General features: G+C 64.8%; 24 protein-coding genes. 5 read left to right on the forward strand and 19 right to left on the reverse strand.

Features of this window, described 5'->3' with window-relative positions:
* On the forward strand, nucleotides 1-381 hold a 381-nt coding region (locus WP12_RS13750; protein WP_235399139.1), incomplete at its 5' end, for a hypothetical protein.
* Between the two features lie 52 nt (nucleotides 382-433).
* On the opposite strand, the gene queA is transcribed toward WP12_RS13750, so the two are convergent.
* The 8 genes from queA to WP12_RS13790 form a co-directional block, all read right to left on the reverse strand.
* On the reverse strand, nucleotides 434-1,462 hold the full coding sequence (gene queA, locus WP12_RS13755) for a tRNA preQ1(34) S-adenosylmethionine ribosyltransferase-isomerase QueA (RefSeq protein WP_046194257.1): 1,029 nt from the start codon (nucleotides 1,460-1,462) through the stop codon (nucleotides 434-436).
* A gap of 9 nt (nucleotides 1,463-1,471) precedes the next feature.
* Nucleotides 1,472-2,290 (reverse strand): peptidylprolyl isomerase, encoded by an 819-nt coding sequence (locus tag WP12_RS13760; RefSeq protein WP_443027873.1) that lies wholly within the window; start codon nucleotides 2,288-2,290, stop codon nucleotides 1,472-1,474.
* 120 nt (nucleotides 2,291-2,410) lie between these two features.
* Nucleotides 2,411-2,911: a pantetheine-phosphate adenylyltransferase gene (coaD, locus tag WP12_RS13765; RefSeq protein ID WP_046194276.1), complete on the reverse strand. Its 501-nt coding sequence runs from the start codon at nucleotides 2,909-2,911 to the stop codon at nucleotides 2,411-2,413.
* A gap of 22 nt (nucleotides 2,912-2,933) precedes the next feature.
* Nucleotides 2,934-3,824, reverse strand: coding sequence for a polyprenyl synthetase family protein (locus WP12_RS13770; protein ID WP_046194259.1), 891 nt, complete (start codon nucleotides 3,822-3,824; stop codon nucleotides 2,934-2,936).
* Between the two features lie 2 nt (nucleotides 3,825-3,826).
* Nucleotides 3,827-4,072, reverse strand: coding sequence for an exodeoxyribonuclease VII small subunit (locus WP12_RS13775; RefSeq protein WP_046194260.1), 246 nt, complete (start codon nucleotides 4,070-4,072; stop codon nucleotides 3,827-3,829).
* Nucleotides 4,073-4,214: 142 nt separating this feature from the next.
* Nucleotides 4,215-4,898, reverse strand: coding sequence for a DUF1013 domain-containing protein (locus WP12_RS13780; protein ID WP_046194261.1), 684 nt, complete (start codon nucleotides 4,896-4,898; stop codon nucleotides 4,215-4,217).
* A 153-nt stretch (nucleotides 4,899-5,051) separates the two neighbouring features.
* Nucleotides 5,052-6,077, reverse strand: coding sequence for a glycosyltransferase family 4 protein (locus WP12_RS13785; RefSeq protein ID WP_046194262.1), 1,026 nt, complete (start codon nucleotides 6,075-6,077; stop codon nucleotides 5,052-5,054).
* Between the two features lie 2 nt (nucleotides 6,078-6,079).
* Nucleotides 6,080-6,922 carry a UDP-2,3-diacylglucosamine diphosphatase gene (locus tag WP12_RS13790; protein WP_046194263.1) on the reverse strand — a complete coding sequence of 281 codons (843 nt, stop codon included), beginning with the start codon at nucleotides 6,920-6,922 and terminating at the stop codon, nucleotides 6,080-6,082.
* Between the two features lie 182 nt (nucleotides 6,923-7,104).
* Between WP12_RS13790 and WP12_RS13795 the strand changes: the two genes are divergently transcribed.
* A complete protein-coding gene (locus tag WP12_RS13795; RefSeq protein ID WP_046194264.1) occupies nucleotides 7,105-7,689 on the forward strand; it encodes a glutathione S-transferase family protein in 585 nt (194 codons plus the stop codon).
* Between the two features lie 14 nt (nucleotides 7,690-7,703).
* The gene (locus tag WP12_RS13800; RefSeq protein WP_046194265.1) at nucleotides 7,704-8,453 is read left to right on the forward strand and encodes an isocitrate lyase/PEP mutase family protein; all 750 of its coding nucleotides are present in this window, start codon (nucleotides 7,704-7,706) and stop codon (nucleotides 8,451-8,453) included.
* A gap of 57 nt (nucleotides 8,454-8,510) precedes the next feature.
* Here the strand turns inward: WP12_RS13800 and WP12_RS13805 are convergent, their stop codons facing one another.
* From WP12_RS13805 to WP12_RS25550, 9 genes are all read right to left on the reverse strand, one after another.
* Entirely contained in the window at nucleotides 8,511-9,050 is a 540-nt protein-coding gene (locus tag WP12_RS13805) for a peroxiredoxin (protein WP_046194266.1), read from the reverse strand.
* A 102-nt stretch (nucleotides 9,051-9,152) separates the two neighbouring features.
* The gene (locus WP12_RS13810) at nucleotides 9,153-9,911 is read right to left on the reverse strand and encodes an ABC transporter ATP-binding protein (RefSeq protein ID WP_046194267.1); all 759 of its coding nucleotides are present in this window, start codon (nucleotides 9,909-9,911) and stop codon (nucleotides 9,153-9,155) included.
* The gene (locus WP12_RS13815) at nucleotides 9,911-10,705 is read right to left on the reverse strand and encodes an MlaE family ABC transporter permease (RefSeq protein ID WP_046194268.1); all 795 of its coding nucleotides are present in this window, start codon (nucleotides 10,703-10,705) and stop codon (nucleotides 9,911-9,913) included. The genes WP12_RS13810 and WP12_RS13815 overlap by 1 nt, the downstream gene beginning before the upstream one ends.
* A gap of 1 nt (nucleotide 10,706) precedes the next feature.
* Complete coding sequence (gene alr / locus WP12_RS13820) at nucleotides 10,707-11,753, reverse strand: alanine racemase (RefSeq protein WP_046194269.1); 1,047 nt, start codon at nucleotides 11,751-11,753, stop codon at nucleotides 10,707-10,709.
* 27 nt (nucleotides 11,754-11,780) lie between these two features.
* The gene (locus WP12_RS13825; RefSeq protein WP_152664000.1) at nucleotides 11,781-13,367 is read right to left on the reverse strand and encodes an MFS transporter; all 1,587 of its coding nucleotides are present in this window, start codon (nucleotides 13,365-13,367) and stop codon (nucleotides 11,781-11,783) included.
* Between the two features lie 91 nt (nucleotides 13,368-13,458).
* Nucleotides 13,459-13,725 carry a PepSY domain-containing protein gene (locus WP12_RS13830; RefSeq protein ID WP_046194277.1) on the reverse strand — a complete coding sequence of 89 codons (267 nt, stop codon included), beginning with the start codon at nucleotides 13,723-13,725 and terminating at the stop codon, nucleotides 13,459-13,461.
* Between the two features lie 22 nt (nucleotides 13,726-13,747).
* A complete protein-coding gene (locus WP12_RS13835) occupies nucleotides 13,748-14,677 on the reverse strand; it encodes a tyrosine-type recombinase/integrase (protein ID WP_200894532.1) in 930 nt (309 codons plus the stop codon).
* 147 nt (nucleotides 14,678-14,824) lie between these two features.
* Nucleotides 14,825-16,627, reverse strand: a complete 1,803-nt coding sequence (locus WP12_RS13840) for a hypothetical protein (protein ID WP_046194272.1) — start codon at nucleotides 16,625-16,627, stop codon at nucleotides 14,825-14,827.
* Complete coding sequence (locus WP12_RS25550) at nucleotides 16,608-16,745, reverse strand: hypothetical protein (RefSeq protein ID WP_200894533.1); 138 nt, start codon at nucleotides 16,743-16,745, stop codon at nucleotides 16,608-16,610. The genes WP12_RS13840 and WP12_RS25550 overlap by 20 nt, the downstream gene beginning before the upstream one ends.
* A gap of 72 nt (nucleotides 16,746-16,817) precedes the next feature.
* On the opposite strand from WP12_RS25550, the gene WP12_RS13845 reads away from it, so the two are divergent.
* Nucleotides 16,818-17,360, forward strand: a complete 543-nt coding sequence (locus WP12_RS13845; protein ID WP_046194278.1) for a shikimate kinase — start codon at nucleotides 16,818-16,820, stop codon at nucleotides 17,358-17,360.
* Nucleotides 17,357-18,460 carry a 3-dehydroquinate synthase gene (gene aroB, locus WP12_RS13850; RefSeq protein WP_046194273.1) on the forward strand — a complete coding sequence of 368 codons (1,104 nt, stop codon included), beginning with the start codon at nucleotides 17,357-17,359 and terminating at the stop codon, nucleotides 18,458-18,460. The genes WP12_RS13845 and aroB overlap by 4 nt, the downstream gene beginning before the upstream one ends.
* Before the next feature lie 160 nt (nucleotides 18,461-18,620).
* Here aroB and WP12_RS13855 read toward each other — a convergent pair whose 3' ends face one another.
* Together WP12_RS13855 and WP12_RS24895 are read right to left on the reverse strand one after the other, a co-directional pair.
* Nucleotides 18,621-19,805: an alpha-hydroxy acid oxidase gene (locus WP12_RS13855; RefSeq protein WP_046194274.1), complete on the reverse strand. Its 1,185-nt coding sequence runs from the start codon at nucleotides 19,803-19,805 to the stop codon at nucleotides 18,621-18,623.
* Nucleotides 19,806-20,302: 497 nt separating this feature from the next.
* Nucleotides 20,303-21,049, reverse strand: coding sequence for a hypothetical protein (locus WP12_RS24895; RefSeq protein WP_152664001.1), 747 nt, complete (start codon nucleotides 21,047-21,049; stop codon nucleotides 20,303-20,305).
* Nucleotides 21,050-21,219 lie beyond the last annotated feature (170 nt).

Below are 21,219 nucleotides of genomic sequence, written 5' to 3' on the forward strand. Positions count from 1 at the left end.
ATATTAATTATCGCATTATCTCTATTTTATTATCATGATCTATTTCCCGGAGTAGAGATTCTAGCTATACAGAAAGTGTTTCTAGCAATTTTCGCGATAACCATGCTGTCCAAGATAGACCCGAACAATTCTCTGTACAAAATTCTCTCGCTGATGTCCGGTTTCTCGCTGGCGATTTACTTTACGCATGGCTATCTGACGAATAGCTTTCGCGATCTTTTCGATGAGAAGGATATCGAGATGCTCGTCGTGGCGCCATCCTATTTGAAGGTGTTATTGCTTCTGATTAAGACGGCGATAGTCCTGGGCTTGGCGGTAGCCCTGATCGAACTCGGGCGAAAAATTCTGACAAAACATAGCCGCACTCTCATAGGCGCCTAGCGCGGAGAAAGTCGGCTTCGGGCCGGGATTGCCCCATCAGAACGAATGGCGGCTAGGGAAGCAGCAGGCTGGAATCGCCATAGCTGTAAAAGCGATAGCCTTGGCCGATCGCATGGGCATAAGCCGCCTGCATCCGCTCCCGTCCCATCAGCGCGCTGACCAGCATGAACAGCGTCGATTTGGGCAGATGGAAATTTGTCATCAGCCCGTCGATGCCGCGGAAGCGGTAGCCGGGAGTGATGAAAATGGCGGTATCGCCATCGAACGGCCGGATAACGCCATCCTCGCCAGCCGCGCTTTCGATCAGCCGCAGGCTGGTCGTGCCCACCGCGATCACCCGTCCGCCGCGCGCGCGCACCGCGTTGAGGCGGTCTGCGGTCGCGGGGTCGATCCGGCCCCATTCCGCGTGCATCTTGTGATCGTCGGTGTCATCGGCCTTGACCGGAAGGAAGGTTCCCGCGCCGACATGAAGCGTCAGCGTCTCGGTGACGATCCCCGCATCGGCGAGCGACGCCATCAACCCCGGCGTGAAGTGCAACGCCGCGGTCGGGGCCGCGACCGCGCCCTTTTCCCGCGCGAACATCGTCTGATAATCGTCGAGGTCGCGGGCATCGGTCGGGCGTTTGCCGGCGATATAGGGCGGCAGCGGCATTCGCCCGGCGCGTTCGAGCAGCAGCTCGACGGGTTCGTCGCCATCGAAATCGAGCAGGATCGAGCCGTCCTCGCCGCGCTCCGTGGCGATCGCCGCAACATCCGCGCCAAAATCGATCCGGTCGCCGATCCGCACCCGCTTGGCATTGCGGACGAACGCCCGCCAGCGCCGCAGCCCTTCGCGTTTGTGCAGGGTCGCGCCGATCCGCGCCTCGCCGCGCGTGCCTTCGAGTTGCGCCGGTATGACCCGCGTATCGTTTAAGACGAGGCAGTCGCCCACCCGCAGCAGCGCGGGAAGGTCGGTAACGACATGGTCCGCGAGAGGGCCCGCACCCGGGACGAGCAGCATCCGCGCGCTATCCCGCGGGCTGGCGGGGCGCAGCGCGATATTCTCCGGCGGCAGTTCGAAATCGAAGAGGTCGACGCGCATGGCGGCCGATTATTGCGGCTTGGCGATCGTCTCTTCGGCGGCGATGCCCTTCACCGCTGCATCGGTGGCGTGTTCGCCCGAGACTTCCCGCACGGCGGCGTCGGTGCCCTGATCTGTGGCCGATGCCTGGGGCGCGGGCGCGGCTTCAGGCTGGGCGGTGGAGGCTGCCGCCGGTTCGGCCACAGGAGCCGGGGTCGGAGCCGCAGGCTTCACCGCCTCCTGCTTCGACTTCTTTTCCTTCTTTGCCTTCTTGTCGGTCACGACCGGCGCCGGGGCGGCGGGGGGCGGCGGCACGAAGGCGGCGGGCGGGATGCCCTGGTCGTCGGATTCGATCGTCGCGCGGATGATCTTCGAGGGGTTTTCGGGCGGCTCGCCCTTGGCCAGTGCGTCGACATATTCGATGCCCGACGTCACCCGGCCGATCGCGGTGTAATTGCCGTCGAGGCTGAGGTTGGGCTGAAGCATGATGAAGAACTGGCTGTTAGCCGAATCGAGCCCTTCGGCCCGCGCCAGAGCCATCACGCCGCGCACATGCGGCAGATCGTTGAACTCGGCCTTCAGGTCCGGCAGATCGGACCCGCCCTCGCCGGTGCCCTTCGGGTCGCCGCCCTGCGCCATGAAGCCCTCGATCACCCGATGGAAGACGAGGCCGTCATAGAAATGGCGGCGCGTCAGCGTCTTGATACGATCGACTGAATAGGGCGCCTTGTCCGGCCGCAGCAAAACCTTCACGCGGCCGCCGGTCGAAAGGTCGAGATTGAGAATGTTCTGCGGATCGGCCGGCGGCGCCGCCACCGGTACGGTTTGCGCGCACGCCACACCGGCCATGAACAGGCCTGAAAGGGCCGCAACGACGAACTTCGATCGCATCAGATCACATCTCCTACCACGCGAAAGACGCGCGGCCTTGCGTTTAAGCTTATCCGGCTTGCCGCTGGCTGAACCGGTTCAGCTGCCCTTCTTACCGATCTTTTCGACGCGCGCGACGACTTCCTGCACCACGCGTGTCGGGACGAAGCGATCGATCGCGCCGCCATAGAGCGCGATCTCCTTCACCAGCCGCGACGCGATCGGCTGTAACGCGACATCGGCCATCAGGAACACCGTCTCGATACGATTGTTCAGCTGCTGGTTCATCCCCGCCATCTGATATTCATATTCGAAGTCGGCGACGGCGCGCAGGCCGCGCACGATAATCGACGCGCCCGCCCGCTCGGCGAAATCCATCAACAGCGAATCGAACGCCACGATCTCGATCTTGTCGCCCAGGTCGGCGGTTTCGCGACGAACCATCGCCAGCCGTTCGTCAAGCGTGAACATCGGCGATTTGGACGGATTGGTGGTGACGCCCACGACAAGCTTGTCGACCAGCTTCGCACCGCGCCGGATGATGTCCATATGACCCAGAGTGACCGGATCGAAGGTGCCGGGATAGACGCCGGTGCGCATGGATACTTCCCCCTGTTCGGTTTCAGCGATCGCGATCGACCGCATAGGCCGCGATATCGCGTAGCAGATCGGCTTCGTGGCCGAAATTGGCAAGATGCCCGATCGCCTGTTCGGACAATGACCGCGCCTGTGCACGGGCCCGCTCGATCCCCAGCAGGCCGACGAAGGTAGCCTTGCCCGCCGCGTCGTCTTTGCCCGCCGCCTTGCCCATCGCCGCAGGGTCGCCCTCGGCATCGAGCAGGTCGTCGGCAATCTGAAAAGCGAGGCCGAGATCATGCGCATAGCCGCGCAGCCGTGTGCGTCCCTCGGGCGGCAATCGGCCGAGGATCGCGCCGGCCTCGATCGAAAAGGCGATCAGCGCGCCGGTCTTGAGTTGCTGGAGCCGGGTGACATTCGCCATATCGTGCATCGTCACCGCCGCCGCCATGTCCATCGCCTGTCCGCCCACCATTCCGCCCGGCCCCGCCGCAACGGCGAGCGCGCTGACCAGTTCGGCGCGCACGAAGGGATCGGGGTGGGTCGCCTCGGCGGCGATAATCTCGAAGGCCAGTGCCTGAAAAGCGTCGCCCGCAAGGATAGCGGTCGCTTCGTCGAACGCCTTGTGGACGGTGGGGCGGCCCCGCCGCATGTCATCGTCATCCATCGAAGGCAAATCGTCATGGATCAGGCTGTAGACATGGATGGCCTCGACCGCGAGGCCGGTGCGCAGCGCGCATTCCCCGTCGACCGCGAACAGCCCCGCCGCACCGCAGACGAGCAGCGGACGCAGCCGCTTGCCGCCGCCGATCGCGGCATGGCGCATTGCCTCGTACAGGCGCTTGCGGCTGTCATCCGGAGGCGTCAGCAGCACATCGAAGCGGCTGTCGATCTCGCGCGCGATGCGCTCCAGCTCGAAGGTGAGCAGGTCCGACATCGTCAGCCCGCGGTGAAGGGCTCGGTCCCTCTGGGCGCGCCGTCGACACCGATGCTGATCTTCTCGATCCGCGCCTGCGCCGCCTTCAGCCGCTCCTCGCACTGGCGCTTGAGCGCGTCACCCCTGGCGTAGAGCGAGATCGAATCGTCGAGCGGCACATCGCCCGATTCGAGCTGGCGTACGATCGCCTCGAGCTGCTTGAGGGCATCCTCGAAGGACAGATCGGCGAAGGTGGGGGCGTCGGTCATGAAAGGCTTTTGGATGGCGGGAGCGAGGGGGTCAACAACTTCGTCGCCCCGGCGGAGGCCGGGGCCGCCAGAGGTTCTTTCGATGACGTCTCGGCACTAGCCGCTGGCGGCCCCGGCCTCCGCCGGGGCGACGTACGGGCTTTTACTTCTTGAACGGATCCTGGAAGGCCGGGCCGCTGAACAGCGCCGCTTCCTGCTCAGCAAGCGTCATCTCGGCTACCTTGCCGGCGGCGTCGCGCTCGGCGCGAAGCTGCTCGATCAGGGCCTCACGGTCGCCTTCGAGGCGGGTGTCGGTCGGGGCTTCGATGCCAGCCGCCTTCGCCGCCTTGGCGACGACCGCGTCGAGTTCGCGCTGCGAGGACAGGCCCAGCGTCACCGGATCCTTGGGAACGATGTTGGCGATGTTCCAATGCGTCCGGTCACGGATCGCGGCAATGGTGGTGCGCGTCGTGCCGATCAGCTTCGAGATCTGGCCATCAGAAACTTCGGGATGGTTGCGGATGATCCAGGCGATGCCGTCCGGCTTGTCCTGGCGCTTGGACACCGGCGTGTAGCGCGGGCCCTTGGTGCGGCGCTGCTGATCGGGGCCCTTCTGCATCACCAGGCGGTAATTGGGGTCCTTCTGGCCTTTCTCGATCTCGGCCATTGTCAGCTCGCCCGCGCGGACCGGATCGCGGCCGGTCAGCTTGGTCGCGGCCATATCGTCGGCGATCGCCTGGACCTCGAGGATGTGCAGGCCGCAAAAGTCGGCGATCTGCGGGAAGGCGAGCGCGGTGTTGTCGACCAGCCACGATGCAGTGGCGTGGGGCATGAGCGGCTGGGCCATACGGTCCTCCAAAAATAAAAGGGCCGCCCCGTCACGGAGCGGCCGAAGCATGCCCGATCCTGTACTGAAAGCAGTAGCAGAGGGCAAGATGGGACGTTTCTCACCCGCACTTCGCCTTCCTGGCCCACTCCCGTGCAGACGGGAGAGGGAGCGTCACGCCGCCATGCCCACCGCCTCACCCAATGGAACCAGAGCCGACAGGAATTGCTCCGCGCTGCGCCGCCAGCCAAAGGTCGCGCCATAAGCGGCGGCATCCGTTCGGTCGCAGGCCAGCGCCCGGCGGATCCCCTCGCCCAGATCATCGTCCATAGCCGCGCTGGCGGCATCGAGAATGTCGATCGGGCCGGTAACCGGATAGGCCGCGACCGGGGTGCCGCACGCCAGCGCCTCGATCATCACCAGCCCGAAAGTATCGGTGCGGCTTGGAAATACGAACACATTGGCCCCGGCATAGGCCGCCGCCAGCGCCTCGCCATGCAGCACGCCGAGAAACCGTGCCTGCGGATGGAGGCGCGTCAGCGACGCGCGCGCCGGGCCGTCGCCGACGATCACCTTGGTGCCGGGCGCGTCGCTGGCCAGAAACGCCTCGATATTCTTCTCGACGGCGACCCGGCCAACATAGAGCTGGATCGGACGCGGAAGGCCGGCAAAAGCGGGATGCCCCGCGCGATCGGGACGAAACAGGTCAAGATCGACGCCCCTCCCCCAACGCCGCACCGGACCCACGCCACGCGCCTTCAGCATCGCCTCGACCGAAGGCGTCGACGCCAGCACCGCCGCTGAAGGTCCGTGGAACCAGCGGATATAGCGCCAGAACCAGTCGGCCGGCATGCCGGTGCGCTCCGCGACATAGTCGGGAAACTGAGTATGATAAGCGGTGGTGAAGGCGAAGCCGTGCTTCAGGCAATGGCGGCGCGCGGCAAGGCCGATCGGTCCTTCGGTGGCGATATGGATCGCATCGGCGCCGAACTCGCCGATCCTGCGGCCGATCCCCGCCTGGGTGGTAAGCGCCAGCCGGATCTCGGGATAGCTGGGGCATGGCAGGGTACGGAACTGATCGGGCGCGATGACGCAGACATCATGCCCCATCGCGCCCAGTTCGGCGCTGACCGCCTGGAGGGTGCGGACGACGCCGTTGACTTGCGGGCTCCACGCGTCGGTCGCGATGGCGATCCGCACGATCAGGCGGCCATCGCGGAGGCGGGCTCGCGGCGTGCGGCAATCTCGTCGGCCCAGTGCAGCACTTCCATCCGTCCGTCGAAATGCTCGACAAGAGCGGTGCAGCCTTCGACCCAATCACCGTCATTATAATAGACGATATCGCCGAACTGGCGGATCTCAGCCGTGTGGATATGGCCGCAGACCACGCCATCGACGCCGCGCTCGCCGGCGTCATGCGCGACCGCTTCCTCGAAGCGCGAGATGAACTCGACCGCGTTCTTGACCTTCTGCTTGGCATGTTTCGACAGCGACCAATAGGGCAGATCGAACTTCTGGCGGACCCAGTTGATCACGACGTTCAGCCGCATCAGCATCTCGTAGGCGGCGTCGCCGGCGAAGGCCAGCCAACGGTGGCACATCACCACCGTGTCGAACTCGTCGCCATGCGTGACCATCAGCCGGCGGCCATCGGCGGTCTCGTGGATCGCATTGCGGCGGATTTCGATGCCGCCAAAGGTAAGCCCGGCGAACTGGCGGAACATCTCGTCATGATTGCCGGGGATGAACACCACCCGGGTGCCGCGCTTGGCGCGCTTCATCACCCGCCAGACGATGTCGTTATGCGCCGATGGCCAGTACCAGCTGCGCTTGAGCCGCCAGCCGTCGATGATGTCGCCGACCAGATACATCGTCTCGCTGTCGGTCGAATCGAGGAAGTCGATCAGCATCTGCGCATTGCAGCCACGCGTGCCGAGATGGATGTCGGATACCCATATTGTCCGATAGCGGCGCCGACGGCGCTGCACCTCGGGAATGGACGGGGCATTGCCCTGATAGGCGGCGATACGGGTAATGGCATTCATCGCTCGTCTCCTGTCTGGATGACGAGCCGATGCTATGATTCATCTTTGTTACAGCCACTTCGCCGGATGCTTACGGCTTTGTGACAGCTTGCAGATAAAGCCAGCTTATCAACCGCGTTGCGATGTTTGTTTCGCCGCTCCGGCGAAGCCGGCTAGGACCGGTGCACACATAGGGGGCTCATATGCAAATCTACGGCGATTCGATCTCGGGCAACTGCCTAAAGGTGAAGTGGACCGCCGACCTGCTCGGCCTTCCCTATGAATGGATCGAGACCGGCGTGCTAAGCGGCGACACGCGTACGCCGGACTTTCTCGCGATGAACCCTGCCGGGCAGGTGCCGGTGATCCGCTACGCCGATGGCGGCATATTGGCCCAGTCGAACGCCATCATATTGTCGCTGGCCGAAGGGTCGGCGCTGATCCCGTCCAATCGCTACCGTCGTGCCAAGATGCTCGAATGGCTGTTCTGGGAGCAATATAGCCACGAACCCTATGTCGCGGTGGCCCGCTTCCAGGTCCATTATCTTGGCAAGTCGCCCGCCGAACTCGAAGCGAAGATCGTCGAGCGCGGCAAGGGCGCGCTCGCGCTGCTCGACAATGCAGTGAAGGATGGCGGCTTTCTGGTCGGCGACAAGCTCAGCCTCGCCGATATCGCGCTGGTCGCCTATACCCGGGTCGCGCATGAAGGCGGGTTCGACCTGAACGACTATCCCGCCGTCCAGCGCTGGATCGCCGGGGTCGAGCGGGCGGCGAACATAACCGACTGAAGGGAGGAGCGACCGTGCCGACGACAGCCGAGAAACGCGCGAAATTCCGCCAGCTGCACGAAAGCGGCTTCTTCTTGATCCCCAACGCCTGGGACGGCGGCAGCGCGGTGCGGCTCGCCGCCCTGGGCTTCAAGGCGCTCGCCTCCACCAGCGCAGGCGCGGCCTGGGCGATCGGGAAGGATGATGGCGAACTGAGCCTCGACGAGGCGCTGGCGCATCTGCGCATGCTCGTCGCCGCAACCGACCTGCCGGTCAACGCCGACTTCGAAAATGCCTTCGCCGATGCCCCCGGCGACGTCGCCGCGAATGTCGCGCTTGCCGTCGATACCGGCGTTGCGGGGATTTCCGTCGAGGACTGGTCGGGCGGCGCGCTCTACGATCATGGCCTCGCCGTCGAGCGCATCGCCGCCGCGCGCGCCGCGATCGATGGGAAGGACCCGGCGGTGATGCTGATCGGGCGGCAGGAGCATTTCCGCCTGGCCGACATGCCGCCCGCCGAGAGCATCGCCCGCGCCGTCGCCTATGCCGAGGCAGGGGCGGACTGCATTTTCGTGCCCGGCATGAACGATCATGGCGCCATCGCAGAACTGATCGCCGCAGTCGCGCCGAAGCCGGTGAACGTCGTCGTCCACGCCTATGACGAGACTATAACGAAGCTTGCGGAGATCGGCGTCCGCCGTTGCAGCGTCGGCGGTAGCCTGGCGAAGACCGCCTATGACGCATTTGACGCAGCCGCGCGTACGCTGCGGGACTATGAACCCTGACATCCTCTTCACCGTCATCCCAGCGAACGCTGGGATGACGGTGAAGATAGCAGGTTGTTACTTCGCCGGATTGGCCTTCAGCCACTCCAGCACATTGTCGGGCTTGCTGACCTCATAGGGATCGTCGTCGCTGCCGTTGTCATTGATGCCGGGCTCCTCGAACCAGGCGACGATCTTGCCGTCATCGACCACCATCGCATAGCGCCACGAGCGGTCGCCGAATCCGAGATGATCCTTCTTGATCAGCATGCCCATGCGCCGGGTGAAGTCGCCGGAGCCGTCGGGCAGCAGCTTGGTCTTGGAAAGACCCAGATTCTTGCCCCACTGATACATCACGAACGCGTCGTTGACCGACAGGCAGTAGACATCGTCCGCCCCCGCCGCGCGCAGCGCGTCATATTCGCGCTCATAGGCCGGGCACTGCTCGGTCGAGCAGGTCGGGGTGAACGCGCCGGGCAGCGCGAACAAAACCGCTCGCTTGCCCTTGAACAGCTCGCCGGTGTGGACATCCTGCCAGCGGAAGGGGTTGGGCCCGCCGATGCTTTCGTCGCGCACGCGGGTCTTCAGGGTGACGTCGGGAACTGTGCGTCCGAGCATATTTCGTCCTCTCTTGAGTGGATGACCGCCTTGTGCCGGATGGCTGCCGATCGATCCAATGAGAAGAAACGCTTTCAGTTATCGAAAACGTCAAACATAGATTTATCTGATCGGGCCTTCGGCGCGCCCCTGAACGAACTGGTCCACATATGGGTTTCCGGAATCGTACAAACGGTCCCTCGGCCCCCGCCAGATGATCTTGCCCTGATAGAGCATCGCGACGCGGTGCGCGATCTTGCGGGCCGAGGCCATGTCATGGGTGATCGTCAGCGCGGTCACGCCAAGTTCCTCGACCAGTTCGACGATCAGGTCGTTGATCACGTCGGCCCGGATCGGGTCGAGCCCGGTGGTCGGTTCGTCGAAGAAGATTATCTCGGGCCGGGGCGCGATCGCGCGGGCCAGCGCGACGCGCTTCTGCATGCCGCCCGAAAGCTCGCTCGGGCGCAGGTCGAGGACATTGCTGCCCAGGCCGACACGTTCGAGATTCTCGGTGGCGATCTTGCGCATCTTCGCGGTCTCGCGCTGCCGACCCTGCGTCAGCGCGAAGGTGACATTGCGCCAGATCGGCAGCGAATCGAACAGCGCCGATCCCTGAAAGAGCATCCCGAACTTGGCGCGCGTCCGCTCCAGCTCGCGTGAGGACATGCCGGTCATATCCTCGCCGTCGATCCGGATCGCGCCGCGATCGGGCTTGATCAGGCCGAGGATGCATTTGAGCGTGACCGACTTGCCGCTGCCCGACTGCCCGATGATCGCCATCGATTCGCCGCGCTCGATCTCCAGGTTGACGCCGTCGAGGACGTGGTTTGTCCCGAACGTCTTGGTGACGTTTTCCAGGACGATCTTGTGATCGTCGCTCATCAGCCGAACGCCATGAGGGTGATGATCATGTTCGACAGCAGGATCAGGATGAAGGCGGAGACCACCGCATCGGTGGTCGCCCGGCCGACGCCCGCCGCGCCGCCCTGCGCGTGGAAGCCGTGATAGCAGCCCATCAGCGCGATGAAGAAACCGAAGAAGGCCGACTTGACCAGCGCCATCTGAAGGTCGGTCGCGGTCAGGAACAGCCGCGTCGTATTCAGATAGCCGATCGCGTTAAAATCGAGCTTGTAGACCGCGACGAAATAGCCGCCGAAGATGCCGATCGCATTAGCCGCCAGCACCATCAGCGGGGTGGCGAGCAGCGCGGCGAGCAGCCGTGGCGCGATCAGATAGCGATAAGGATCGGTACGCAGCGTCGATAGCGCGTCGAGCTGCTCGGTCACCCGCATCGTGCCCAGTTCCGCAGCCATGGCGGAGGAGACGCGCCCGGCGACCATCAGGCCGACCAGCACGGGGCCCAGCTCGCGCACCATGCCGAGCACGACGATCGCGGGCACCGTCGATGTCGCGTTGAAGCGCGATCCCGCGGTGAAGGTCTGCTGCGCCAGCGCGGCGCCCGAAAAGATCGCGGTCATGCCGACGACCGGCAGCGAGAACCAGCCGATCTGCATCAGCTGCTCGAACAGCCGCGCCGGATAATATGGCGGGCGTACCGCGCGTGAAATCGTGGTCGCGGCGAACAGCGTCACCCGGCCGATCGCGCCGAGGGCGTTGATCAGCAGGCGTCCGACCGAAGCTAAAAAGGCGATAATCGGCTGCAAAATCACTGGCATCCTAATCCGTCCAGCCTCGCTGATAGCGGGAGCCAAGCCCGGTCAGCAACTCATATTGCGACAGGCCCGTGGCGGCGGCGGTGCTTTCGAGCTGGTAAGCGATTTCGAGCCACCCGCCCTCCTCTACCGGCGCCTTGCCGATATCGACGGCGATCAGGTCCATCGAAACCCGCCCGGCGAGCGGACAGGCGACGCCCTCGTGCAGCGCCAGTCCATGACCGGCAAAGGCGCGCAGATAACCATCGGCATAGCCCAGATTGAGGATCGCTATGCGGGTAGCCCCCCCGACGGTGAAGGTCGCGCCATAGCCGACCGTATCGCCCGCCGGCACGTCGCGAACCTGCAATATCTGCGCCTCGATGCGAACGACCTGCGCGATATGGCCGGCGGCCTCGGCGCGCGGCAGGCCGCCATAGAGGCCGACGCCGGGTCGGACGAGATCGAAGCCGTAATCGGGCCCGAGACAGGCTCCCGCCGAATTGGCGAGGCTGTAACGCTGCGCGCCGACCCGTGACGCGACATCCGCGAAACGCACCCGCTGCTGCTCGTTCATCGCGCTGGCGGGTTCGTCGCCGCAGGCGAGGTGGCTCATCAGCAGATCGATCTCCAGCCCGTCGAGCAGGCCCGACGCGGCTTCGGCGATGCTGAGCCCCAGCCGATTCATGCCGGTGTCGACCATCACGTCGCAGGGTCGGCCCGGGGCCGCCGCCTTCCAGCGCGCGACCATCGCGGGCGTGTTGAGTACGGGACGGGCGCGCGACGCGAGCGCCGCGGCCATATCCTCCTCGCGCACGCCGTGGAGGACCGACAGCGCCGCGCCGAAGGGCAGCGAACCGAGCGCATCGGCTTCGGCCCAGGTCGCGACGAAGAAATCGCGGCAGCCCGCTTCGGCGAGGCGGCGCGAAACCTCGCGCGCACCGAGGCCATAGCCATCGGCCTTGACCGCCGCGCCCGCCGGGACGCCGGCCTTGTCCGACAGCCAGCGCCAGTTGGAGACCAGCGCCGTACCGTCGAGAATCAGCCTGAGAGGAGCATCATTGGGAACCACGCACGCTCGATAGCTCCCCCACCTCCGCTATTCCAGTTCTTTGCCCGCGGTTTCGGGCAGCCACAGCAGGCTGACGACCAGCGCCATCGCAACGGCGCCGATCGTGTACCACAGTCCGGCGAACGGATCGCCGGTCCGGGCCACGATATACTGGCTGATGAACGGCAGAAATCCGCCGAAATAACCCGTCCCGATATGATAGGGCACCGACATCGAAGTGTATCGCACCCGCGCCGGAAACAACTCGACCAGCAATGCCGCGACCGGCCCATAGGTCATGCCCGACAGGAAGCCGATCACAGTGATGAAGAAGACGATCTTCAGCGCATTGGCCGTGGTCGGAACGATCTTGTCGAGCTTGTAGCCCGCTTCGGCGAGCCCGGCCTCGAGGCTGACGACATCGCTCGCATCGACCGGCTTGCTACCGATCGTGACGGCGGGCGGCGCGCCCGCTGCGCCCTCGACCTTGGTGTAGGCGATGCCCTTCTTCGACAGCGCGTCGAGGACCTTGCCACAGGCGGTCGCCTGCTCCTTGGCGAAAGGATCAAAGCTGCAATCGCTGCCGGTTACGACGACGGGCGCGCGCTCCATCGCGGCGGTCAGCTCCGGGTTGGCTACCGCGGCCATGCCGTGGAACAGCGGGAACATCAGGACGAGGGTGAGCGCATAGCCGATCAGAATCGGCTTGCGGCGGCCGATCCGGTCGGACAGCCAGCCGAACAGGATGAACCAGAACAGGCTGAACAGCGCCGCGCCGCCCACGATCAGCCGCGCCGCATTATCCTCCAGCCGCAGGCTGCTCTGCAGGAAATAGAGCGCCTGGAACTGGGCGGTATACCAGATCACGGTCAGGCCGGCGGCGATGCCGAACAGCGCGACGAGGATCATCTTGACCTTGGGCCAGCTGTCGAAGCTCTCGCGCAGCGGATTCTCGGCGATCTCGCCCGAATCCTTCATCGCCTTGAAGACCGGGCTTTCCTTCAGCTTGAGCCGCACCCAGAGCGAAACCGCCAGCAGCACCAGCGAAAACAGGAAGGGAATCCGCCAGCCCCAGGCGGCGAAGGCTTCGGCGTCGACGAACAGGTTCGACGCCAGCACGACCGCCAGGCTGAGCAGGAAGCCGCCGACCACGCCCGACTGGATGAAGCTGGTGTAGAATCCGCGCCGGCCGGGCGGTGCATGTTCGGCGACATAGATCGCCGCTCCGCCATATTCACCGCCCAGCGCCAGTCCTTGAAGGATGCGGCAAATCACCAGCAGAATGGGCGCGGCAACGCCGATCGTCTCGTAGGTGGGCAGCACGCCGACCGCGGCCGTCGCCGCGCCCATCAGCGCGATGGTGACGAGGAAGGTGTATTTTCGGCCCAGCTTGTCGCCGAGCACGCCGAACAGCACCGCACCGAGTGGGCGCATGCCGAAGCCGACGCCGAAGCTGGCGAGGAAGATCAGGAAGCTGACGGCGGGATTGTCGGACGGAAAGAAGTGCCCGGCAACAATACTGGCAAGCGTTCCGTAGACGAAGAAGTCATACCATTCGAAGACCGTGCCGAGCGTCGAGGCGACAATGACCAGCCGGTCCCGCTTGGGATCGAGTTCAACTTCCGCCGCCGCCATGCACCTTATCCCCTGCTGCATTGTCACACGGACAAACGCCTATGGCAGACGTTCACGCGAGACAAGAGCGGGATCGCGAGCGACGATCCGCTCAGTCGCCGTCTTTCCTGACAATGTCGTAGGTCTTCGCATCGAGCTGGAGGTCGTAAGTCTTGCCGCCCAGCATACGCGCGTCGTCGACCTTCCACTTCGGGCCATCGGGATCATATTCGATCTTGTTCCAGCTCTTGAACCCGGCGGCGGCCAGCTTGGCTACGATCGCCTTGGTTTCGGCCTGGGTCGGCCCTCGGTCGGCAAAGACCGGGGCGGCGGTGGCAAGCGCGGCAACGGCCAGCGCGGTCAGGGTCGTACGGATCATGACGGTCTCCTTTTCGGAGCGATCAACTGCCCGGCGCATCGCCCGGTTCCGGCGCGGGCTTGCGCGTGCCGTCCATCAGCGGATGGCGGCTGTTGACCAGTTCGACCAGATGCGCGCTGTTCACATGGGTATAGATCTGGGTCGTCGCGATATCGGCATGGCCCAGCATCGTCTGGAGCGCGCGCAGGTCGGCCCCGCCTTCGAGCAGGTGGGTGGCAAAGGCGTGGCGCAGCACGTGCGGGCTGATCCGCTGCGGCGGAATCCCGGCCTCGGCGGCCAGTTCGCGCAACAGCTGGAACAGCCGCACCCGGCTGAGATGGCCATGACCCGAAGGAAACAGGAAAGGCTGGTCGCCGGCGGCGTAGCCCGTCGCGCTCCATTCGGCCACCGCCGCCCGCGCCCGGTCCGATATCGGCACCAGCCGCTCGCGCCCGCCCTTGCCGCGCAGGATCAGGAAGGGCCGGTCGCCGCGCAGCGCATGACGCGGCAGCGAGACCAGTTCGGTCGCGCGCAACCCCGATCCATAGAGCAGCTCGACGAGCGCGATCAGCCGCAGGGTCAGCGGATCGCCATGCCGGTCGCGGCGGCGCTCCTCCAGCGCGTCGAACAGCCGGCCGATATCGCCATGGCTGAGCGTGCGCGGCAAGGCGCGCTGCGTGGTTGGGCGCGGCAACGCATCGGAAGGATCATCGGCGCGGATGCCCTCCTCCTCGAGAAAGGCATAGAAGCGCCGGAGGACGGACGATTTGCGCGCCACGCTCGTCCGGCTGAGCGCCATCCATTCGGTCCCGAGCTTCTGGAGCGCGGGCGTATCGGCAGTGGTCAGTCCACCACCCAATATCTCCGAAGCGCCGCGCAGGTCCGATCCATAAGCGAGCAGCGTGTTCTTCGCCGCCCCGCCCTCCGCCGCCAGCATCTCCAGGAATTGCGAGATGGCTTCGCCATCACCCATCGATCTGGAGTGTGCCGACATTTCGTTCAGACCGAGCCGAAAACGGCGGTCTTTGGTGACCCGGAGCGCAGCGTACTCAATGTACGTGAGCACCGGAAGCGCCGAAGACAGCCATTTGCAGGCCGGTATGGGCGGAATGGCGGCACACTACAGCCGCGACATTGCTTCGGCGGCGATCATCCGCGCTTCGCCGTCCATCCCGGCTTCGTTGAGCGCGCGGATCATCGTCGCAAACATCGCCGGGGACAGCCCGGCCCAGCCGGTCCGTTGCAGCCCGACCGCGACGAGCAGGGCGACCGTCGCCGTCTCCTTGCGGTCGGCGGCCTGCAACAGCATCCGCGCCCAGTTGCTCTGATTGTCGAAGCCCACCTTATATTCGACGAGGAGCTGCAACTGCTCCTCGGTCTGCAACCGGTCGAGCGCGGCGAGCGCGCCGAGCAGCAGGCGCAGCTTTTGCGGCTTTTCCTCGGCCCAGCGATCGGCGACGCCTGACAGCCGGTCCGCCGACAGGTCGACGCTCACCCGCGGCGTGCCCACCGCCAGGATCGCCCAGGCGGGATCGCTCTTTTCAGGCGACATCGAGGATACCACCCGCGCCCAGCCGGCGGCCTTGCGGTCGAGCCCCGCCGACATCATCGAGCCGAGCAGGTTGGCGACGTCGCTGACATGATCGTCGTCGGGGGCGATACGCGCCGCGGCCCGCGCCGTCAGGATCAGGCCGGCATAATGATCGACGCTGGCGCCTTCGCCCCGCCCCTCCCCGCTCCAGAAGCCGCGCATCGCGGATACCCGCGCCGGATCGCCGTCGGCGACATAGCAGGCGCGCAGCCGGCCCGCCGGCGTGTCGCTGCCAAAATCGCCGCTGTCGTCGGCGGCCTGCGCATAAAGATCGACCAGCGCCGAGTTCGAGAAGACCCCGAGCCGCGCCGCCGTCATCGCCGCGTCGATCCGTTCGCCGGCGGGCACCATCGGCGCGCGCGCCGACCACGCGGTCGCCTGCGGCCCCACCGTGCGCAGCAGATCCGCCGGAATGGTGAGCCCGAGCGCGCTCGCCATGCCAAAGCGCCAGGCGGTGAGCTGGTTCACCCCGGTCCATTCGACGGTGACGCTGCGCCGGCCCGCGCCGTTCACGCCCATCATCCGCTCGGCGAGCTGGATGTCGATGCCCTGCGGATCGCGGGTGCGGCGGCGCGCCTGGTCCATCAGCACACCGGCGATCGCCGTGTCGCCCGACAAGGCCGCGCAGATCGCCCGCGCCATCGGCCAGATCGCCTCGCGGCTACGAATCGCGCCGCCATCGGCGAGCGGGCACAGCCCCGCCGCATCGGCGCTCGCCAGAGCGCTCTGCCCGGCGACGGCATAGAGCTTCGCGTTGAACTGATCGACATCGACGCCCTGGACCAGCAGCCGCGCGCCGTCCGCCTCGCCCATGCGCAACAGCAACCAGGCGCGTTCGGCGATCCAGTCGGGCGCGGAGACATTCTGCGGCGTCGCCACCCGCGTCAGCAGCGCGCGGCGCAAGGTGATCGAGGCCCAGCGCGAAGCGATCGGCACGTCCAGGCGGCGCATCAGGCTCGACAGGAAACGTCCGTCGGTCGTGCCCCAGGCATCCCGGCCCATTCCGGCGAAGGGGCCGGCCACCGCCGTCGAGCGGCGGGCCGAATCGGGCATCTCGCTCGGCTGGTCCGGCTCCTGCGCCTCGGCCGAAGCAAAGATGTCCGGATCGAGGGTCAGCGCGGGCGCCAGCGGCGTCGATGGCGAAGGAGCCGGAGCGCCGGGCGTGGGCTGGCCGGGCGCCGGGGCGGCCTGCTGCGGCCGGTTGGTCGGGCCCGGCTGATTGCCGAATCCGGGCGGCAGCAGCGATTCCTGCGCCAGCGCGGCCGCCGCGGCGAGCGCGGCGACGCCGGCCGTCAGCGCAAGAACGGCCTTCTTACTTGGCCTGGGCTTCATTCAGCATCGCCTTTTCCACGGTCACCGGCGGCCTTTCGGTATTGACGAAACTCAGGGCCACGAGCGCCACGACGACGACGATAACGACACTCAACAGGATGATGCTGAACCGCGACATATGTGTATCCGGATGGTTGCAATGGAGGCGCTTTTGCCCGAGGGGGCGGCCATGTGTATAGCCCTCGACGACATGCCGCAAAGCTTGCCGCCAAATCTGCCGCGTTTTGACCGCCCGCTGGTGCTCATCGGCCTCATGGGCGCGGGTAAATCGACCGTCGGCAAGCGGCTCGCCGCCCGGTTGCACCTCCCCTTCGTCGACGCCGATCACGAAATCGAGCGCGCCGCCGGGCTCACCATCACCGAGATTTTTGAACGATTCGGGGAAAAGGAGTTCCGCGACGGTGAGCGCCGGGTGATCGGCCGGCTGATCGACGGCAAGCCCAAGGTCATCGCGACCGGGGGCGGCGCCTTCATGCAGGACGAAACCCGCGCGCTGATCCTCGAACGCGCGCGCGCCATCTGGCTCGATGCCGATATCGACGTGCTTGCCGAGCGGGTGCAGCGCCGCGAGGGCACCCGCCCCCTGCTCAAGGACCGCGATCCGCGCATCGCGCTGGCGGAGCTCGCCGCCATCCGCAACCCGGTCTATGCGCTCGCGCCGATCCATGTGCACAGCCAGCCGCTGCCGCACGACGCAACCGTGGACACTATATTGAAGGCTCTGGCGCAATGACGGTGCGGGTCGCCCTGGGCGAACGAAGCTACGACATCTCGATCGAAAACGGCGCGCTCGATCGCGCCGGTGAACTGCTCGCGCCCTATGCGGCGCGCGGCCGCTTCATCGTCGTTACCGACAAGAATATCGTTGTAAATCAGCTTTATAGGCTGGAAACCTCTCTCACCGCCGCAGGCATCGCCAGCGCCGTCGAGGTCCTCCCCGCGGGCGAGGCGACCAAGAGCTGGAAGATGCTCGAAAAGCTCACCAACGCCCTCCTCGCTTATGGCGTCGAGCGCAACGACACCATCATCGCGCTGGGCGGCGGCGTGATCGGCGATCTCGTCGGCTTCGCCGCTTCCATCCTGAAACGCGGCTGCCGCTTCGTGCAGGTGCCGACCACCCTCCTGTCGCAGGTCGACAGCTCGGTCGGCGGCAAGACCGCGATCAACAGCAAGGCCGGCAAGAACCTGATCGGCGCCTTCTATCAGCCGGTCCACGTCCTGATCGACCCGACCACCCTCGACACCCTCCCCCCGCGCGAGCAGCGCGCCGGCTATGCCGAGGTCGTCAAATACGGCCTGATCGACGACGCCCCCTTCTTCGCCTGGTGCGAAGCGAACGCGGCGAAGCTGCTCGCCGGCGACGCCGACGCCCGCACCCACGCGATCACGAAGAGTGTCGAGGCCAAGGCCCGCATCGTCGGCGAGGACGAACGCGAAACCAGCGGCCGCCGCGCGCTCCTGAATCTCGGCCACACCTTCGGCCACGCCCTCGAAGCCGAAACCGGCTTCTCGGACCGCCTCCTCCACGGCGAGGCCGTCGCGGCGGGCATGGCCCTCGCCTTCCGCTTCTCGGCATCGCTGGGCCTCTGCCCGCCGGAAGACGCCGCCCGCGTCACCACCCACATCGCCACCGCCGGCCTCCCCGCAACGCTCCAGGCGGCGGGCATCGATGCCCCCGGCAAGACGCTGGTCGCGCACATGATGCACGACAAGAAGATGGAGGGCGGGCAGTTGCCGTTCCTGCTGGCGCGCGGGATCGGCGAGACCTACCTCGAAAAGAAGGTCGATCTCGCGAAGGTCGAGGCGTTTTTGGATGCGGAGCGGGGGCGGTAGCGGTGAAAAAGGCGGTCCGGTCCCGGAAGTGACCGCTTTGCGCCCTGCAAGGTCGTTATAGGGCGCCCTATCTGACCCCGACAGCGGACATGAAGTCGGAGACCGTGAGGACCATTTGGCGCCCGCCGGCAGAGCACGCGTGGTCGTTATAGTGCCGGTGCTACCTCGTCGAACATGAGCTGCTGCAACCGGCCACCCGGTTCCGGACATGGCGGCGAGACAAGGATGCGACGTCGTTTACCCCCGCCAGCGTCAGCGTGCGTTCGAACTCGTCGCTCAGCAACGTCAATACGCGGTCGACCCCGGCTTCCCCGCCGGCCGCCAGGCCGTACAGATAGGGGCGCCCGATCGAGCAGGCTGTGGCCCCCAGGGCGAGCGCCTTGACTACGTCCGAGCCGCGCCGGATGCCGCCATCGCAGATCACGTCCGGCGCGTCGCCTACGGCCTCGCGCACTGCTTCGATCTGGTCGACCGGTGCGGGCGCACCATCTAGCTGACGGCCGCCATGATTGGAGATCATCACGCCGGTAGCGCCCGATGCGATCGACCTGCGTGCGTCCTCGGGCGTCATCACGCCTTTGATAGCCAGGGGCCCGTTCCATTCGCGCGCAAGCCATTCGACGTCGCGCCAGCCGACCGTGCGATCAAACTGACCGCCAATATAGTCGAAGAGGCTCATCGGTCCCGAAGCCAGGGCGTCGATTTTATGGCTGACGTTCGCCAGATCAAACTTGGATCCCGTCAGCGCGGGAAGCGACCAGGAGGGGTGGAGAGCGAAGCTGAGGAGTGACTTTAGCGTGAGCTTGGGGGGCATGGAGAGGCCGCTAATCCGGTCGCGCTCGCGATTGCCGGCGACGGGCGTGTCGACCGTCAGGGCGAGGCCGTGAAAGCCGGCCTCCTTGCAGCGCGTGACGAACTCGGCGGTCAGGCCGCGATCCTTGAAGATGTAGATCTGAAATATCTTTGGCCCGGCAAATGCCTGCGCGAGTTCCTCAAGGCGCGTCGTGCTCATCGTCGACAGGCTGTAGACGAGGCCGTGTCGCGCTGCCGCGCGGGCCACGGCGAGCTCGGCGTGACCATGGAACATGCGGGTGAGCCCGGTTGGCGATAGCATCAGCGGCAAGCGCGAGGGTTGTCCGAAGATCCTGGTTTCCGTCCGGATCGCCGACACGTCATTCAGCACGTCGGGCACGAGTTCATAGCTCTCGAACGCGGTGACGTTCCGCCGTAACGAGACCTCGTCATCGGCGCCGCCATCGATATAGTCAAAGATCGGCCGCGGCAGCCGGCGGCGGGCCATCAGACGAAGGTCCGCCACATTGTTCGCACGTTGAAGTCGCTTCATGCGTCTGGCCACCTCTCGCTTACGGTCTTTATGCATCATCTGCTCAATGGATGACATGGCCCAATGCCAGCCCGCGCGCTGCGCAGCGACTCCTCACCCCAAATAAGGGGACGCGAGCCGCTTGGCGGCGGCTGGAGCGAGCTGTCATTATGGCTACCTTCCGCCGGAGCGGCAGCTATCGCCGCTCGTCACCGAAAAACTGCAGTCCGCCTCCGCCCGTAAGAGGTCCGACTTTCCGGGATGCAACCTCCCCGATGCTGGATGAACCCTATCTTGTTCTTCTTTTGTTCTTGATTTTCAGGGGGGATTATGCACTTGACATACCACCGCGAAAAAGAACAGAACGGGACCGACAGGCCGGCGTTCGAGGTTTTGGAGAAGGAGAACCGTTTGCTCAAAGAGGCAATCGGCGAGCTAATCCTGCGCCTTGAGGGGATCGACGAGGACTCAGTTCGAGCTGTCCGGCGCGCACGCTTATTATTGCAAGGCATTAGCGACTAAATGAGCGCCCTAAGTTTCGGTTCGCTGGTAACCTCTATGGGCAAATCCCATGTCGCGTGCCTTCGTGCTTCGTAGCCATCAACCCAGTCAGCGGCATTGAGGTCGGTTTCGAACAGAGACAGTCCAACCGGAACGGTCTTTGTTTGGCCCGCAAGTCCAGGAAATGTGATTGTAACACCGAGCCTAGGATCGCCGTCTGCTGGCGTTTGCCACCCAGCGGCAGCGGTTGCGATGGTGCCACATGGTAGGAGAAAATTTACCCCATGCATGGATGCAATGGCGTACAAAGAAAGATGAGGGAAAAATTGGTCGAACTCTGCTGAGTTTTGGTCAAGAAATTTGTGGCGTATCATCAGCCCCTTGAATTCGTTGAATAGGGCTATGTTATTGTAGGCGCCCTTCGAAATAACGTATCCAGTAAAGCACTCCAATACCTTCCTGTCTCTTTCAGTTTCATACAATGAGTTGAAGGATAGTGTGCCATCAGGATTTTTGGAAAATCTCTTTTTTAGCCGTGTTAAGGCGGTGCCAGATTGCTCTCTATTTAATCCCGTATCTCGATAAATGGTTACATCATCTAGAACGCGATAAGTTGCATCCATGACGTCTAGCATTTCTGCGGGTACACTGGCTAAAGCTATAGCCCGGTTGAGGTAAGCCATCTTAAATTTAGCGATGCAATGGAGGTCTATCACTCGCCTAACTGATACACCCTGAATACGCTCGTCGGCATGGGCCAACATGTCGCCGATGTCTCGGACGGCCTCAGCGCCAAAGCTAAACTGTCTGTAGATCGGCGTGCAAAAAGGACCCCCTTAGCGGGGTGATCGGCGTCTAAAAGGGACCCCTCATTTCGATGGTTTAAACGGCCGACTGGATTGTCAGTTGGCGAGATCGGGATGTTGGTTGTGGA

The sequence above is a fragment of the Sphingomonas sp. SRS2 genome, from assembly GCF_000971055.1.
Classification (GTDB): Bacteria; Pseudomonadota; Alphaproteobacteria; order Sphingomonadales; family Sphingomonadaceae; genus Rhizorhabdus.